This window comes from Pseudomonas sp. WS 5532 (assembly GCF_012985445.1).
In the GTDB taxonomy this organism is placed as follows: domain Bacteria; phylum Pseudomonadota; class Gammaproteobacteria; order Pseudomonadales; family Pseudomonadaceae; genus Aquipseudomonas; species Aquipseudomonas edaphica.
Map to the genome: position 1 here is coordinate 63,743 of NZ_JAAQWK010000026.1, position 16,241 is coordinate 79,983.

General features: G+C 61.1%; 15 protein-coding genes and 2 pseudogenes. 8 read left to right on the top strand and 9 right to left on the bottom strand.

Translation table 11 applies throughout. The features are described 5' to 3' along the window. From HBO23_RS29655 to HBO23_RS29670, 4 genes and pseudogenes are all read right to left on the bottom strand, one after another. Entirely contained in the window at positions 1-441 is a 441-nt protein-coding gene (locus tag HBO23_RS29655; RefSeq protein ID WP_170040682.1) for a GNAT family N-acetyltransferase, read from the bottom strand. A 25-nt stretch (positions 442-466) separates the two neighbouring features. Then, positions 467-664: pseudogene (locus HBO23_RS29660) on the bottom strand (helix-turn-helix transcriptional regulator). Between the two features lie 234 nt (positions 665-898). Continuing rightward, a complete protein-coding gene (gene queD, locus HBO23_RS29665) occupies positions 899-1,255 on the bottom strand; it encodes a 6-carboxytetrahydropterin synthase QueD (protein WP_003237990.1) in 357 nt (118 codons plus the stop codon). Positions 1,256-1,331: 76 nt separating this feature from the next. Further along, positions 1,332-2,411, bottom strand: a complete 1,080-nt coding sequence (locus HBO23_RS29670; RefSeq protein WP_017135295.1) for a patatin-like phospholipase family protein — start codon at positions 2,409-2,411, stop codon at positions 1,332-1,334. Between the two features lie 171 nt (positions 2,412-2,582). On the opposite strand from HBO23_RS29670, the gene HBO23_RS29675 reads away from it, so the two are divergent. Genes HBO23_RS29675 through HBO23_RS29685 form a run of 3 tightly spaced genes read left to right on the top strand, consistent with a single transcriptional unit; the run spans position 2,583 to position 4,884 of the window. Then, positions 2,583-2,906 carry a PepSY domain-containing protein gene (locus HBO23_RS29675; protein ID WP_017135294.1) on the top strand — a complete coding sequence of 108 codons (324 nt, stop codon included), beginning with the start codon at positions 2,583-2,585 and terminating at the stop codon, positions 2,904-2,906. Next, positions 2,906-3,574 carry a response regulator transcription factor gene (locus tag HBO23_RS29680; RefSeq protein ID WP_017135293.1) on the top strand — a complete coding sequence of 223 codons (669 nt, stop codon included), beginning with the start codon at positions 2,906-2,908 and terminating at the stop codon, positions 3,572-3,574. Before HBO23_RS29675 ends, HBO23_RS29680 begins: the two co-directional genes overlap by 1 nt. Then, complete coding sequence (locus tag HBO23_RS29685) at positions 3,571-4,884, top strand: sensor histidine kinase (RefSeq protein WP_017135292.1); 1,314 nt, start codon at positions 3,571-3,573, stop codon at positions 4,882-4,884. The genes HBO23_RS29680 and HBO23_RS29685 overlap by 4 nt, the downstream gene beginning before the upstream one ends. Positions 4,885-4,993: 109 nt before the next feature. Here the strand turns inward: HBO23_RS29685 and HBO23_RS29690 are convergent, their stop codons facing one another. Then, positions 4,994-7,141, bottom strand: a complete 2,148-nt coding sequence (locus tag HBO23_RS29690) for a methyl-accepting chemotaxis protein (RefSeq protein ID WP_170040683.1) — start codon at positions 7,139-7,141, stop codon at positions 4,994-4,996. Positions 7,142-7,449: 308 nt separating this feature from the next. On the opposite strand from HBO23_RS29690, the gene HBO23_RS29695 reads away from it, so the two are divergent. Further along, entirely contained in the window at positions 7,450-8,769 is a 1,320-nt protein-coding gene (locus HBO23_RS29695) for a Na+/H+ antiporter NhaC family protein (protein WP_169987274.1), read from the top strand. A gap of 246 nt (positions 8,770-9,015) precedes the next feature. Then, complete coding sequence (locus HBO23_RS29700; protein ID WP_170040684.1) at positions 9,016-10,695, top strand: methyl-accepting chemotaxis protein; 1,680 nt, start codon at positions 9,016-9,018, stop codon at positions 10,693-10,695. Positions 10,696-10,760: 65 nt separating this feature from the next. Here HBO23_RS29700 and yegQ read toward each other — a convergent pair whose 3' ends face one another. Beyond that, complete coding sequence (yegQ, locus tag HBO23_RS29705; protein ID WP_170040685.1) at positions 10,761-12,074, bottom strand: tRNA 5-hydroxyuridine modification protein YegQ; 1,314 nt, start codon at positions 12,072-12,074, stop codon at positions 10,761-10,763. Between the two features lie 266 nt (positions 12,075-12,340). Here yegQ and HBO23_RS29710 point away from each other — a divergent pair. After that, positions 12,341-12,787 (top strand): annotated as a pseudogene (locus tag HBO23_RS29710) (thioredoxin family protein); the annotation flags it as partial. 93 nt (positions 12,788-12,880) lie between these two features. Further along, positions 12,881-13,948, top strand: coding sequence for an AI-2E family transporter (locus HBO23_RS29715; protein ID WP_017135286.1), 1,068 nt, complete (start codon positions 12,881-12,883; stop codon positions 13,946-13,948). A gap of 17 nt (positions 13,949-13,965) precedes the next feature. On the opposite strand, the gene HBO23_RS29720 is transcribed toward HBO23_RS29715, so the two are convergent. From HBO23_RS29720 to HBO23_RS29730, 3 genes are all read right to left on the bottom strand, one after another. Then, positions 13,966-14,148, bottom strand: a complete 183-nt coding sequence (locus tag HBO23_RS29720; protein WP_017135285.1) for a hypothetical protein — start codon at positions 14,146-14,148, stop codon at positions 13,966-13,968. Between the two features lie 90 nt (positions 14,149-14,238). Then, positions 14,239-14,433: a hypothetical protein gene (locus HBO23_RS29725; protein ID WP_010211349.1), complete on the bottom strand. Its 195-nt coding sequence runs from the start codon at positions 14,431-14,433 to the stop codon at positions 14,239-14,241. Positions 14,434-14,689: 256 nt separating this feature from the next. Further along, positions 14,690-15,043 carry a hypothetical protein gene (locus HBO23_RS29730; RefSeq protein WP_170040687.1) on the bottom strand — a complete coding sequence of 118 codons (354 nt, stop codon included), beginning with the start codon at positions 15,041-15,043 and terminating at the stop codon, positions 14,690-14,692. A gap of 156 nt (positions 15,044-15,199) precedes the next feature. Here HBO23_RS29730 and HBO23_RS29735 point away from each other — a divergent pair, with 156 nt between their 5' ends. Further along, positions 15,200-16,018, top strand: a complete 819-nt coding sequence (locus HBO23_RS29735; protein ID WP_170040688.1) for a shikimate 5-dehydrogenase — start codon at positions 15,200-15,202, stop codon at positions 16,016-16,018. Positions 16,019-16,241 lie beyond the last annotated feature (223 nt).

A 16,241-nucleotide genomic window follows, 5' to 3' on the forward strand; every position in this document is an offset into this window, starting at 1 on the left:
CTATAGATGTTTGATCATAAATACGCGGCGCAGGCCGTGTTCCTCGGCGCGATGGGTTTGCACATAGCCACGGCGACTGTACAGCGCGAGGTTCTCGGTCATCACCTCATTGGTGTACAGGCGGATGGCACTGTAGCCGGCATCAAGTGCCTGCTGTTCGGCAAAATCCATCAGTTGTCGGCCGAAACCAAGGCCCTGGGCTTGTGGGGTGACGGCGAGGTTATCCAACAGCAACGCCGTGTCGGTGTGCCTCAGGATAACAACGCCTTGAACCTGCCCGGCGTGGTCCAGCACATGCACGCCCCCGTCTTCGACCAACTGCGGGTAGTCCTCCAGCATTGGCCCGGGCTTGCGGCCGATGCGCTCAATGTAGGGCGCATAGGCAGCCTGGACGATGGCCTCGATAGCGGCACTATCGTCGGCAGTGGCGGGGCGTATCAATTCAGCGTGCTCCTGTCATAACGGCTCAGTCCACTGGCGCTTCGAAGATCGCTTCGATGGGCCGTTCGAACACCTTGGCGATATTGAACGCCAGCGGCAAGCTCGGGTCGTAGCGGCCGGTCTAGATGGCGTTGATGGTCTGGCGCGACACGCCCAGGCGCTGCGCCAGATCGGCCTGGGACCAACCCAGTTCTGCGCGTAACTGGCGCAACTGATTATTCATTGATAGCGCCTTGTGCCAATGATTGTGGCCACACACCAGACGCCGCCCATGATCGGCCAGACCATGAAGGCCGACAGGCGCGGCAGGCCCGCGGTTTCCAGGAAACCGTCGCTGAAGTTTAAGCAAAGGATGCTTTACGTTGGGTGTGCAGGTTTTTCATGTCAAGCACGCTTTACAACTGCAGTGGCCAGGCATAAAAAAACCACCCGCAGGTGGTTTTAAACACTCAAGCGCTTACTCGCCGCGATAGATGCAACCGCTGGTGCAGGTCTCGTGGATGCGAATCGCGCTGAGTTCCGGCAACAGGGGCTTGAGTTCGGTCCAGATCCACTTGGCCAGCACTTCGCTGGTCGGATTCTCCAGGCCAGGGATGTCATTGAGGTAGTTATGGTCGAGGCGCTCGTAGAGCGGCTTGAAAATCGCCTTGATTTCCGAGAAATCGCGGATCCAGCCGGTATGGGGATCCAGGTCGCCGCTCAGGTGGATAGCCACCTTGAACGAATGCCCGTGCAGGCGTCCGCATTTGTGGCCTTCCGGTACATGGGGCAGGCGGTGGGCGGACTCGAAGGTAAACTCTTTGAAGATTTCCACAGTATTTTCAGCTCGGTCAGGTATCTGGCAGGCGTCGAGTTTAACAGTTTGATCCTCTGCCGCGCATACCGCTGGGTTACAGCGCTTGCAGCCGCTCGCCCAGCCCACCATTGTCCGCCAGTTGCAGGAACTCATCCCCCAGCCGTCGGCTTTCGCTCATCGCGGTTTGCCAGTATTTGTTTCGGCTAGAGTCATCGCCCATAAAGCGCTTGAAGTCGCTGCGGTCCGGCAATTTCCCATGGGGCAGACGGGCCAGGTAGTCTTTGGAGGGCGCCAGTAGCAGCACATCCTGCAAGCCTTGTGGATTACTGCGTCGCCACGGCAGGCCCTTGTCGAACCAGCCGGGGATCACCCGGTCGGTGAAATGCGGGTACAGCACAATGTCGTCGCCGTGATAGGGCAGGTCGAGGTGATAGTCCAGCAGGCCACCGTCGCGGTAAGTGCCCGTGCCTGCGCCGGGCAGGTCGCGCACGCCTTGCATCACCATGGGGATGGAACCGGAGGCCAGCAGCGCCTGGCGCAGGTTGCCCACCTGCAGGTCGAGGAAGCGTGAGGGAAAGTCCGTCAGCGCATGCACCGGTGGCGCCTGGCGCGGGTCGTGGATGATCAACCGCTCAAAATGCCGCGACAGTCGTGCGCGGCCACGCAGGTTGTCGGCAATCACCGACGACAGGCCCAGCCCCAGTCGCCCACGGTGGTCATCGGCAAGCAGGCCGTGGCTCTTGACCACCATGATATTCAGGCGATAGTCGGGGTTGTCCAGCACCCGCGCATCGCGGCCGGCCAACAGGTCGTCGAGCATGCGCTGGCAGCTGTGGCTGACTTCGGCCATGGTCACGCCCTTGGCAAAGCGTTGTTCGTTGTACAAGCGGCCGAGGTCCAGCAGGCCTTGCACCGGGTCGGGCAGGCACGCACTGGCGAACCGCCAGGAGCCGATGGACGCGCCGATCAGTGCACGCTCACGCGGCGCGCGTGGCAGCCAATCGCCGAACAGCGCCAGGTCCAGGCCTTGAATGCCCAACGCCTTGGGGCCACCGGCCGCACCGGGTAGGATACCGACATCCGCCGGCGCAAGGCCTTGCTCGCGAATGCGTGTGAAAGCGCGTTTGCCGGCCTTGAGGGTCAGCGCGGGAAACTTGATGTGGATGGCAGTCATACAGGTCTCGGTTGCAGCGAACAGGCAATATAAGAGAATTCTTGCAGCGATGGGTAAGGTTGCCGATGGAAAATTGCCATGGTGGCAATTCAGTTTCAGTTAAGTTGTCACGGGTACCGTGGTGGCCCATGTCCCGCATCGGGCCGCCCTCAAGGAACATCAGGATACGTAATGAAGGTAAATCTACGCGCGGGCAGTCAGGTGGCGCTGGTATTGCTTCTGAGCAGCGCCAGCCTGTCAGCCCATGACCTTGGTCAGGATGAAGCCCTGCGATTGCGTCAGGAGGGCGTCATCGCGCCGCTGGAACAGTTGCTGGGGCCGGCGCTGGAGCGCTACCCGGGTGCCAAGCTGCTGGACGCCGAGCTTGAGGAGCACAAGGATCGCTCGGTGCGCTATATCTACGAAATCGAACTGTTGACCGTCGAAGGCGTGGTGCGCGAAATCGAGCTCGACGCCAGTACCGGTAAGCTGCTCAAAGATAAGGAAGACGACTGATGCGCCTGCTTCTGGTGGAAGACAACGTACCGCTGGCTGATGAACTGTTGGCCGGTCTGCAGCGCCAGGGCTACGCGGTCGACTGGCTGGCCGATGGGCGCGACGCCGCGTATCAAGGCCGCAGCGAACCCTATGACCTGATCATCCTCGACCTCGGCTTGCCGGGCCTGCCGGGCCTGGAGGTGCTCGCGCAATGGCGCGCCGCGGCCTTGGCCACGCCCGTGCTGGTGCTGACCGCGCGCGATTCCTGGGCCGAACGTATCGAAGGGCTCAAGGCCGGCGCCGACGATTACCTGAGCAAACCCTTTCACCCCGAAGAGCTCTACCTGCGCATCCAGGCGCTTCTGCGCCGTTCCCACGGCCAGGCCAACCAGCCGACGCTGCAAGCCGCCGGCCTGCACCTGGATGAAGGGCGTCAGTGTGTGCTGCGCGATGGCGACGAGATCCAGCTGACCGCCGCCGAATTCCGCCTGCTGCGCTACTTCATGCTGCACCCGGAGCAGATTCTGTCGAAAAGCCATCTGGCCGAACATTTGTATGACGGCGAAACCGAGCGCGACTCCAATGTGCTGGAAGTGCACGTCAACCACCTGCGCCGCAAATTGGGGCGCAGTGTGATTGAAACCCGGCGTGGCCAGGGTTACCGGTTTGGCGCCGCCCCGGCATGAGGTCGATTCAACGGCGTTTGAGCCTGGGTCTGATCAGCGTCATGGTGGTGGTGGGCGTGGTGCTGGCGCAGACCAGTTTGTGGTTGTTCGAGGCCGGTTTGCAGCGCTACCTGGAAGCCGGGCTGCGCAACGACAGCGAGAACCTGCTGGCAGCACTGGTGCGTGGGCCGGAGGGTGTTCATTTGGATGAGCAGCGTCTGTCACCGGCCTATCAGCGACCGTTTTCCGGGCATTATTTCCGCATTGATTTTGCCGACGTTCACTGGCGCTCCCGCTCGCTGTGGGACCAGGAACTGCCGCGCCTGACCGAGCCGGGGCTCAAGGGCAACCTGCAACTGGGGCCGGAACGCCAGCAACTGCTGGTGTTGCGTTCGGACTACAAGCGTTTCGGCCAGTCAATTTCCATCAGCGTGGCCCAGGACTACACGCCCGTGCGCGAAAGCTTTCGCCTGATGCGCCAGATCGGCCTGATCATCGGCTTGGCGGCGCTGTTACTGGTGCTGATCCTGCAACGGGTCACCGTGCGCCGCGCCTTGCGCCCGCTGGAGACGGCACGCAACCAGATTGCCCAACTGCAACAGGGCCGGCGCTCGCAACTTGATACCCAAGTGCCGCTGGAACTGGAGCCGTTGGTGGCGCAGATCAACCATCTGCTGGCCCATACCGAAGACAGCCTCAAGCGCTCACGCAATGCTTTGGGCAACCTCGGCCATGCGCTGAAAACCCCATTGGCGGTGCTACTGAGTGCAGCCTCCAGTGAAGCGCTCAAGGACCACCCCGAAATCGGCAAGCTGCTGCGCGAGCAGCTTGACCAGGTGCAACAACGCCTCAACCGCGAACTTAACCGCGCCCGCCTGGCCGGTGAAACCCTGCCCGGCGCGCTGTTTGACTGTGAAAAAGAACTGCCCGGCCTGCTGGCCACCTTGAGCATGATCCACGGTGAACACCTGGACTTGAGCTACCACGTCGACCCCGGCCTGCAATTGCCCTGGGACCGCGAAGATCTGCTGGAACTGCTCGGCAACCTGCTGGATAACGCCTGCAAATGGGCGGATGCCGACGTGCGCTTGACGGTCAGCGAAACCCCGCGCAGCTTTCTGCTGGCAGTCGAAGACGACGGCCCCGGCATCCCGCCGGCTCAGCGTGAGCAAGTGCTCAGCCGGGGCGCGCGTCTGGATGAGCAGATTGACGGCCATGGCCTGGGGCTGGGGATCGTGCGGGATATTGTCGAGGTGTGGGGTGGTACGTTGCGGTTGCAGGACAGCGAGCTGGGCGGGCTCAAGGTGCTGATCGAATTACCCAAACGTTGAGATCGTTCCCACGCTCTGCGTGGTAACGTCGCCTTGGACGCTCGGCGTCCCGCTGTCGACGGGCGACGCGGGGCGTCACAGGAGGCGCGCCCACGCGTGGGAACGATCATTACACCCGAAACTGATCCATCAACCCCTGCTGCTGATTCGCCAGGCTGTTCAACGCCTGGCTCACCCGCGCCGATTCATTCGCCTGCTCCGACAGCGATTCAGTCACATCCCGTATCGTCGCCACATTGGTGTTGATCTCTTCGGCCACGGCGCTTTGCTGTTCGGCGGCGCTGGCGATTTGCAGGTTCATGTCGCTGATCACCGTGACCGCCTCACCAATCTGACGCAAAGCGGTGACCGCCTGGCCGACCTGTTCGACACTGCCTTGGGCCTGCCGATAGCTATTGCCCATGGAGCCAACCACGTCGGTTGTGCCGCTTTGCAGGTGCTCTATCACCAGGCGGGTTTCTTCTACCGACTCCTGGGTGCGCTGCGCCAGGTTGCGTACTTCGTCGGCGACCACCGCAAAACCACGCCCAGCCTCACCGGCGCGGGCGGCTTCGATGGCGGCGTTGAGTGCCAGCAGGTTGGTTTGCTCGGCGATGCCGCGAATCACTTCCAGCACCGAACCGATCTTCTCGCTATTGGCCGCCAAGCCTTCGACCTGGGCCATGGCGGTGCTCATATCCGCCGCCAGGTTGCCGATATTGGTGGTGGTGCGGTCGATCACACTCAAGCCGTCGCGTGTGGCCTGGTCGGCATCGCGTGCGGCGTGTGCCGCCTGGGCAGCACTGCGGGCGACGTCCTGGGCGGTGGCGCTCATTTCGTGGGAGGCGGTGGCCACTTGGTCGACCTGACGGTATTGCTGCTCCATGCCGGCGCTGGTTTGCGTGGCGATTTCGGCGGACTGGTCGGCAGTGCCACGGGCGTCCTGCACCGAGCGTTTCACTTGGGCAATGATCGGTTGCAGCTTGTCGAGGAAGCGGTTGAACCAGCCGGCCAGTTGGCCCAGTTCATCCTGTTTGTCGTAGGCCAGGCGGCGGGTGAGGTCGCCTTCGCCGCTGGCGATGTCTTCGAGCATGCGTGCCACGCCGAGGATCGGCCGGGTCACGCTGCGGGCCATCAGCCACACAAGCACTAAGCCAACCACGGCCGCCAGCAGGCCCAGGCTCAATTCCAGCAGCGTGCCACGGGCGTTGTCCGCGTCCAACTGCGCCTTGAGTGTTTCGGCGGGGCCGACCAGGACTTTTTCCGGCACATCCAGCAACACGCCCCACGGCTTGCCGCCGGGAATCGGCGCGAAGGGCGCCAGCACCTTGAGTTGATGGTCGGTACGCAGGCTGCTGGTCTGGGGGTTACTGGCCAGTACGCTGATCAGTTGCGCGCCGCTGGCGCTGTCGACCTGATCCAGACGCTGGCTGAGTTTGCCGGCGTCCGGGCTGTAGCCGGCGAGCAAACCGGTGGGGCTGAGGATGCTGACCTGGGTCTGGCCGTCATACAGCTTCTGGCTGGCCTGTTGGCTCACGGCCTGCAGGCTGTTGAGGTTGATGTCCACCGACAGCGAGGCAATAACTTTGCCGTTGACCATCAACGGGAAGACGATGCTGGTCATCAGCACGCTTTGCCCGTCGATCACATAAAAGTACGGTTCGATCACGCAGGGTTTCAGCGTAGTGCGTGGGCAGGTGAACCAGGCGTTAGCCTTCTCGCCGCTGGGGCCGACGCTGATGTCGGCCATGTCGCTTTCGGGTAGTGACATGGAGGTGAGTTTGCCGGGTGTGGGCTGCGACCAGTAGAGGGCGAAGCGCCCTTTGTCGTTGCTGCCCAGTTCTGCCTGATTGGCGAACAACTCGTCCTTGCCGTCCAGCGCATTGGCCTCAAACACCAACGACAGGCCGAGCAGATCGGGGTTGGCTTGCAGGGCGGCCTTGACTTGGCGGGTCAGGTCTTCGCGGGTATCGAAGGCGTCGAGGAAGCGTTTTTCCGCCTGCTCACGCAAAAACAACACTTGGCGCGAAAAACCATGGCCGTACTGATAGGCGTCCATGAATTGCTGGCGAATGCCCAGCGCCTGCACTTCACCTTGGGCCTCGATGCGCGCCTGGGCGGACGCGTCGAGCATCTGCATGCTGGACGCTTTGACCTGTTGCGAACTCTGCTCCATGCGAAAAAGCGACAGACCCACCAGCAGGGTCACGATCCCCAGCAGGCACAGGCCCGCGAGCAGGGTGATTTTCCATTGAATGGAGAGCTGTCTAAGCGACATCGAGGAGCATCCTTAACCTGAAAACACAGAGAGCCTTTGTATCGGCTGCCTTTCACGCTTCTTTATTCTGTGGCGAGGGAGCTTGCTCCCGCTGGCGCTCCAGTGCGCAGCGCTCCTGTTTTTTTGGGGCTGCTGCGCAGCCCAGCGAAAGCAAGCTCCCTCGCCACAGTTTTTGACATGACGGCCCGCCTGCGGCAAAGTGCGCGCCCTCTAATAAGACCTCTTAAAGCCTGCACACGGACGCCACTTGATGGCCGCCCGGTCGCGGGCCTGTCTGTTTTTTATGTTTTTTGCTTGAGGTAACCATGATTAACGCAGTCATCGCCGCGGTCGGCACCATGCTGGTGCTCAGTTTGTCCCGTGTGCATGTGGTCATCGCCATCATCGTCGGCGCCCTGGTCGGTGGCTTGACCGGCGGGTTGGGCATCGAGGCCACGCTCAAGGCCTTTAACGGCGGCTTGGGCGGCGGCGCGACCGTGGCGTTGTCCTACGCCTTGCTCGGCGCTTTCGCGGTGGCGATTGCCAAGTCCGGCCTGGCGCATGCCTTGGCGGACAAGGCGCTGCTGTTGGTCGATCGCCAGGAAGCCACCGGCGGAAGTCATGTCAAATGGCTGCTGATTGGTCTGTTGTGGGTGGTGGCGATTGCTTCGCAGAATATTCTGCCGATCCATATTGCGTTTATCCCGCTGCTGGTGCCGCCACTGCTTTACGTGCTGACCAAGCTGCAACTGGACCGCCGGCTGATCGCCTGCGTGATGACCTTCGGCCTGATCACGCCCTACATGTTCCTGCCGGTGGGCTTCGGCAATATCTTCCTTAATCAGATCCTGTTGGCCAACGTGGCCAAGAGCGGCGTGGACATCAGCCAAGTCAACGTCACTCACGCGATGGGTTTGCCGGCGTTGGGCATGGTGGTGGGCCTGCTGGTGGCGGTGTTTATCAGCTACCGCAAAAAGCGTGTGTATGACCTGGAAAAAATCGAGCGCGTCGAGCAAGTAGCCGTGCAGTACAACCCGCTGACCCTGCTGGTGGCCGGGCTGGCAATTGCCTCGGCGTTTATCATTCAGCTGTGGCTGGATTCGATGATCATCGGCGCCCTGGCTGGGTTTCTGATCTTTTCGGTGTCGGGCATTGTGCGCTGGCGCGAGACCGACGACCTGTTCACCGAAGGCATGAAGATGATGGCGATGATCGGCTTCATCATGATCGCCTCATCGGGGTTTGCCGAAGTGCTCAAGGCTACCGGTGACGTGCGCTCACTGGTGGAAGCCTCGGCGGCATTCATTGGTCACAGCCGTGGTGTGGGCGCGCTGCTGATGTTGCTGGTGGGGCTGTTGGTGACCATGGGCATTGGTTCGTCCTTTTCTACGGTGCCGATTCTGGCGGCGATTTTTGTGCCGTTGTGTGTGCAGCTGGGCTTCAGTCCGTTGGCGATTGTGTGCATCGTGGGTACGGCGGGGGCGCTGGGCGATGCCGGTTCGCCAGCGTCGGACTCCACGCTCGGCCCGACTTCCGGCCTGAATATTGACGGCCAGCATCACCATATCTGGGACACCGTGGTGCCGACCTTCCTGCACTACAACATTCCGTTGCTGGCGTTTGGCTGGTTTGCCGCGATGACCCTCTAGTATCTGGAACAGGTTCAATTGTGGCGAGCAGGCTTGCCCTGCGTTGGAGCGCGAAGCGGTCCTGAATCCAGACACCTCGATCTACCTGGCGTGTTACGGCGCCTGAAAAGGGGGCTGCTACGCAGCCCAACGCAGGGCAAGCCTGTTCGCCACAACAGTCCAGTCGCCACTCAGCCAAGGTGTCCTACAGATATTTCGCCACTGGCCGTTAACCTCTCAAGTCGCCACGAATAAGAGAGAAAAGCCATGCGTCTGAGTTTGAAGGCCAAAGTCCTGTCCCTGGCCGTCGTGCCTGTGTTGTTGTTTGCCGTGGTCATCAGCCTGACCACGGTGTGGATCCTGCAGGGCCAGGCGCGCAATGAGGTGGATGAAACCCGCCAGCGCCTGCTCAATGACGCCAAGGTCACGCTGCAAAGTTATGTGGAAGTGGCGATGACCACCATCAAGCCGCTCTACGACGCGGCCGCCCCCGGCGACACGGCGGCGCGGGCGCAGGTAGTCAAACTGTTGTCCAACACCACCTACGGCAAGGACGGCTACTTCTTCGGCTACGACTCCGAGACCATCCGCCTGTTCAAGGGCAACAGCCCGGACGGCGTAGGCAAGAGCTTCAAGGACAACCGTGACCCCAACGGTGTCTACGTCAACCGCGACCTGGTCAAGGTCGGCAAGGACGGCACCCACTACCTGCAATACAGCTCGACCCAGCCCGGCCAGACCGAACTGGTGCCCAAGCTTGGCTACACCGAATACCTGCCCAAGTGGGACATGGTGATTGGTACGTCGGTGAACCTCGATGGCATCGAAGCCCAGGTGGCGGTGGTCGAGGCCAAGGTCGAAAAACGCATGGAAGGCGTGCTGCTGAGCATCCTTGGCGTGGCGGTGGTGGTGCTGCTGGTGATTGCTGCAGTGGGCATGTTGGTGGCCAATACCATCTTGCGCCCACTGAGCCTGATGAAAGCCAACCTCGACGATATCGCCGCGGGCGAGGGCGACTTGACCCGCCGCCTGGCCATCACCAGCCAGGATGAGTTGGGGGACTTGGCCGGCGCGTTCAACCGCTTTGTCGACAAGATCCACGGCCTGGTGCGCCAGATCACCGAGATGACCGCGCAACTCACCGGGCTGGTCAGCCAGGTGTCCGATCAGGCCCAGCGCTCGGAAACCGCCATGGAACGCCAGCGCCACGAGACCGATCAGGTGGCCACCGCAATCAACCAAATGTCCTCGGCGGCCCACGAAGTGGCGCGCAGTGCCCAGGGCGCTGCGGTGGCCGCGCAACAGACCGACGCTGAAGGCCAGGCCGCCAAGCGGGTAGTGGATGGCAGCATCGCGCAGATCCATGCGCTGGTGAACGACATCCGCAGCAGCGGCGTGTCCCTCGACAGCTTGCAGCAGGACGTGTCGTCGATCGTCAGCGTGCTCGGCGTGATCCGCTCGATTGCCGAGCAGACCAACCTGCTGGCGCTCAACGCCGCCATCGAAGCCGCACGGGCAGGCGAGGCTGGTCGCGGGTTTGCCGTGGTCGCCGACGAGGTGCGTGCGCTGGCCAGTCGCACGCAAACCAGCACCCAGGAAATCCAGGGCATGATCGACCGCCTGCAAAAAGGCACCGTCGCCGCCGTGGATGCCATGCGCCGCTCCAGCGATGCCGGTGATGGCACTTCGGCCCAGGCCAACCAAGCCGGCGCGTCGCTGGATACCATGGCGCAGTTGATTGGCACCATCAACTCGATGAACGCGCAAATCGCCAGCGCCGCCGAAGAGCAGACCGCCGTGGCCGAAGAGATCAACCGCAGCGTGCATCAGATTGCCGTGGCGGTGGACAGCGTGGCGGATGAAACCCAATTGGGCGCGCAAACCTCGCGCAGCCTGGCGGACCTGGGCCAGCGCCTGGGGCAGTTGGTGGGGCAGTTCAGGATCTGATCAACCCTGGCCTCAGCGTATGTTTGCCTGGCGCTGATACAAATAGGCCTGTCACCGCCCCTGCGTTAGACGTCACGCATCAGCAGGCCGAAGCGCAGGTCCATGTCGCTCGGCAGTGGCACATACACCGTGTGCCCATCCCCCGGCGCCACGTCTATGGCCTCGCCCTTGGCGTTGTGCAGGTTGGTCAGGTCAAAGTGAAAGTTGCCGGCCGGTGTCATCAATTCCAGATGATTACCCACGGCAAAGCGGTTTTTCACCTTGACCTCGGCCAGCTCGCCCCGGCGCTCGCCGGTCAATTCGCCGACAAACTGCTGGCGCTCCGACACCGAGCTGCCGTTCTGGTAGTTCTGGTATTCGTCGTGCACATGGCGACGCAGGAAACCTTCGGTGTAGCCGCGTTGGGCCAGGGACTCAAGATCAGTCATCAGGTTGCGGTCAAACGCACGGCCAGCCACCGCATCGTCAATGGCCTGGCGATACACCTGGGTGGTGCGCGCGCAATAGAAGTGGGACTTGGTGCGCCCTTCGATCTTCAGCGAATGCACGCCCATGTGCGCCAGGCGCTCCACGTGCTGCACGGCGCGCAGGTCCTTGGCGTTCATGATGTAGGTGCCGTGTTCGTCTTCGAAGGCGGGCATCTGCTCATCCGGGCGGTTGGCTTCCTGCAGCAGGAACACCTGATCGGTCGGCGCGCCGATACCCAAGGTCGGTTCACACTGCTGGACGATATCGCCCGTGGCGTTCTCCACCGCCGGCGTGGCCTGGTATTTCCAGCGGCACGCGTTGGTGCAGGTGCCTTGGTTGGCATCGCGCTTGTTCATATAGCCGGACAACAAACAGCGCCCGGAATAGGCCATGCACAGGGCACCGTGCACAAACACTTCCAGCTCCATGGCCGGCACCTGTTGGCGGATTTCGCCGATTTCTTCCAGTGACAATTCCCGCGACAGAATCACCCGGCAGATACCTTGCTGTTGCCAGAACTCGACGCTGGCCCAATTCACCGTATTGGCCTGTACCGACAAGTGAATCGGCATGCACGGGAAGTGACGGCGTACCAGCATGATCAAGCCTGGGTCGGACATGATCAACGCGTCCGGCCCCATGGCGATCACCGGGGCCAAATCCTTGAGGAAGGTCTTGAGCTTGGCGTTGTGCGGGGCAATGTTGACCACCACGTAGAAACGCTTGCCCAGTGCATGCGCCTCCTGGATGCCGAGCGCGAGGTTGGCGTGGTCGAACTCGTTATTGCGCACCCGCAGGCTGTAGCGCGGCTGGCCGGCGTAGACCGCATCGGCGCCGTAGGCGAAGGCATAGCGCATGTTTTTCAGGGTGCCGGCGGGGGCGAGTAGTTCGGGGGCAATCACGGGGGGCATGGGCTCGGGTCGCAAAAGGTCGCGAGCGTAAAGGAGCTGGCACACGCATCTATTGATCCAGGTCGGGCTTTTGCGGGTTTTGTATCGCTGTGTATCGGCGGGTGCCGTTCGACACAGGCGTGATACCTCAGAGGGTTTCAATAGGCACTCTGCGACTCGACAAGGTAATCACCATGCGACCTATCACATTCCTGTTTACCAGCCTGCTGCTGGCTTTCGCTCTGACCGCAAGCTGGATGGCCAGTGGCGAGAGCAAGCAACCTGCGGGTGCCACGCCGTCGCTGGCGGGAGCGGTCGAATGGCTCAACTCACCGCCTCTGAGCCTTGAAGCGCTCAAAGGCAAAGTGGTGCTGGTGGATTTCTGGACCTATGACTGCATCAACTGCCGGCGTGCGCTGCCCTACGTCAATACCTGGGCCAAACGCTATGAAAAAGACGGTTTGGTGGTGATTGGCGTACACACGCCCGAATACGCGTTTGAGCACATCCCGGCCAACGTCAAGGAACAGGTGCGCAAGCTGGGCATCGGTTATCCGGTGGCTATCGACAATAACTACGCGATCTGGCGCAGCTTCGATAACCAATATTGGCCGGCCCACTACCTGATCGATGCCAAGGGGCACGTGCGTTACAGCCACTTCGGTGAGGGACGCTACGAGGCTCAGGAACTGATGATTGAAGCACTGTTGAATGAGGCCAGGGCGATTCAATGAGGCGGTCTACGCTTGAAGGGCACTCCCAGGTTCTGCCGCGGACTAAGCAACAGGGCCGCTGAAGGCCCTCTGCTTTTCTGACATGGACCGGACATGAACCAAACCAACCTTCAATTCAAAACCCTGCTGTTATTGCTGGCCCTGGTGACCATCGCCTTTATCTGGATATTGCTGCCGTTCTATGGCGCGGTGTTCTGGGCGGTCATCCTTGGCATCATCTTCGCCCCGATGCAGCGGCGCCTGCAGCAACGCTTCAGCTGGAACCGCAACCTGACGTCCCTGGCCACCCTTACGGTATGCCTGGTGATCGCAATTTTGCCGGTGATCATCACCAGCGTGCTGCTGGTGCAAGAGGGCGCCACCCTCTATAAAAATATCGAAAGCGGCAAATTGGACGTGGCGGGGTATATCGAACAGTTCAAGAACATCCTGCCGCCTTATTTCCAGCATCTGCTCGACCGCTTCGGCATGGGTAATCTGGAGGGGCTGCGGGAAAAGATCGTCAAGAGCGCCATGCAAGGCAGCCAGTTCTTTGCCACCCAGGCGTTCAGCTTCGGCCAGGGCACGTTTGATTTCCTGGTGAGCTTTTTCATCATGCTGTACCTGCTGTTTTTCCTGCTGCGTGACGGCCCGGAACTGGTGCGCAAAGTACGTACGGCGGTGCCGTTGGCCGAGCCGCAAAAGCGCCGGTTGCAACTCAAGTTCAATCGGGTGGTACGTGCGACCGTCAAGGGCAACGTGTTGGTCGCCGTGACCCAGGGTGCGCTGGGCGGTTTGATCTTCTGGTTTCTGGACATTCCCAGCGCGTTGCTCTGGGCGGTGTTGATGGCGTTTCTGTCGTTGCTGCCAGCCGTCGGCGCTGGGATCGTGTGGGGGCCGGTGGCCGCCTACTTCCTGTTGAGCGGTTCGATCTGGCAGGGCGTGGTACTGGGCTTGTTCGGCGTGTTCGTGATCGGGCTGGTGGACAATGTATTGCGCCCGATCCTGGTGGGCAAAGACACCAAGATGCCGGATTACCTGATCCTGATCTCGACCTTGGGCGGCCTGTCGGTGTTTGGCTTGAATGGCTTTGTGATCGGGCCGTTGGTGGCGGCGCTGTTTATGTCCAGTTGGGCGTTGTTTGTCGAAAGCAAGCCGCGGGTCAAACTGCCATTGCCCTAGTTCTCAGGCGTGAGGCTTCAGGCATGGAGCCTGAAGTTCGACACCTGTTGTTGCTGTTGTTGCGCAGCGGACAGCGAGGTGAGCGGGCCGCTGATGGTTTCGCCATCGCGTACCACATACCAGCAGGCCAGCAACCCGAGCTCCCGGAGTGGGGCGGGGACGGCACTGCCGACAACGGACATGATTTGAACAGTAGGCATAGGCACCTCCAAAGGTATGGGGGTCACCTTACGGGCTGATGGCGCGTAGGAAAAATCACCCTTCTCGATAGTCAACATTAACGCCAGGCGTCAATCCACTACTTGATCGAGCATGTTCACCACTTCCTGCTCGCTGAGCAGGCCTTTGCGCACCAGGTTTTCTGCCAGCAGCGCGAGAAATTTTGCGCTGCGGTGGCCCTCAAGGTGCTTGAGTTCGGTAAGTGCGCTGTAAACCTTGCTGGACGTGCACAGGCCAGCGGTGCGGTGCGGGTTTTGCGTGGGCATGGTCAGTCGTCCTTAATTGTTATTGGGTGGACCGCTCGATAGTGAGACCGTTGAGTGACGTAAACATGACAGCGCAGGCCCAGGTCAAGCAAGTGGACATTTGACCGTCATGATGTGGGATTGCGGCTCGGGCATTGTCCTCATAGCGACCTTGGCATGATAAAACCGGGCTTTTCAGGCAAAACCCAGGCAAAACGCAGGTAAAAAAAGACCCCGCGTGTGGGCGAGGCCTGTTCATTTCTAACCTGACTGCGTGTTACCAGCCGCGGCCATAATAACCGTAGGGAGGGCCATAGTAGCCGCGTGGTGGGCCGTAATAGACCGGCGCCGGGCGGTAGTAAACCCGCTGTTGCACATACACCGGCGGTGGCGGTGCGTAGTAGACCGGCGGCGGTGCGGCATACACCGGTTGAGGCTGGACATACACCGGTTGCTGCACGTAAACCGGCTGGGATTGGCTGGCAACTACGGAGCCGACAACGGCTGCGCCGATCAAACCACCCAATATGGCCGGGCCACCCCAACCACCACCGTGGGCGGAGGCTTGGCCTGCCATAGCGAGTGCGCCGATAAGCAAGGCGATTTTGGGGATTTTACGAATCATGGTCATTCCTCGGTTAGCCCCTGCGCTTGTGGTCTGCAATCAATAGACTCAAGGATTGTCGCGGGGATACTTTTAAGACAACGTATTTCTGAAAAACAGCACCGCCGCTAGGTAAAGGTTGTGTAAGGTCTGTACCGATTTGCTTACTCAAAGGAGTTTTCCATGCAGATGCACCCCAACAAGGACACCCAACTGTGCATGTCATTGTCGGCGCGTCCCGGGAATTTTGGCTTGCGATTTCACAACCATCTGTACGAACAGCTGGGGCTGAACTTCTACTATAAAGCCTTCAGCAGCCAGGATTTGCCCGGCGCGATCGGCGGTATTCGGGCGCTGGGCATCCGTGGTTGCGGGGTGTCCATGCCGTTCAAGGAAGCTGCCATTGCCCTGGTCGATGAGTTGGATGCCTCGGTCAAGGCCATTACTTCGCTCAACACCATCGTTAACACCGACGGCCATCTCAAGGCCTACAACACCGACTACATTGCCGTGGAACAATTGCTGAAAAAGCACGCGGTGCCCAAGGATTCGACCTTCGCGCTGCGTGGCAGCGGCGGCATGGGCAAGGCGGTGGCCAGTGCCCTGCGTGACGGCGGTTATGCCAACGGCGTGATTGTGGCGCGCAACGAAGCGGCGGGCCGGGCGTTGGCGCAGAGCCTGGGGTATGAGTGGCAAGCAGAGCTGGGCGAGTTGCGCCCACAGATGCTGGTCAACGTGACGCCGATCGGCATGACCGGCGGTGCAGAAGCGGACCAGTTGGCCTTCGAGGCGGACGCTGTGGACGCTGCTGACACTGTATTCGATGTGGTGGCGATCCCCGCCGAAACGCCGTTGATCGTGCGCGGGCGTGCCCAGGGCAAACGAGTGATTACCGGGTTGGAAGTGATCGCAATCCAGGCGTTGGAGCAGTTTGTGCTGTACACCGGTGTGCGGCCGACGCAAGAGCAGTTTGAGGCGGCGGTGGCCTTTGCCCGAACCTAAAGCACTGCGCAGATCCAAATGTGGGAGCGGGCTTGCCCGCGATGAGGGCGTGTCAGCCGCCTTATACATCACTGACCCACCGCAATCGCGGGCAAGCCCGCTTGTGTCTTGATCTGGGAATAAACTCTGAGGTGAGAGGGGTGGATGGCAAGCTGTGAGTCCGCGGTGCTAGAAGCACGAGTGGGAGCAAAGCTGCCATCCACCTTTCCACTCTGGCCGACAA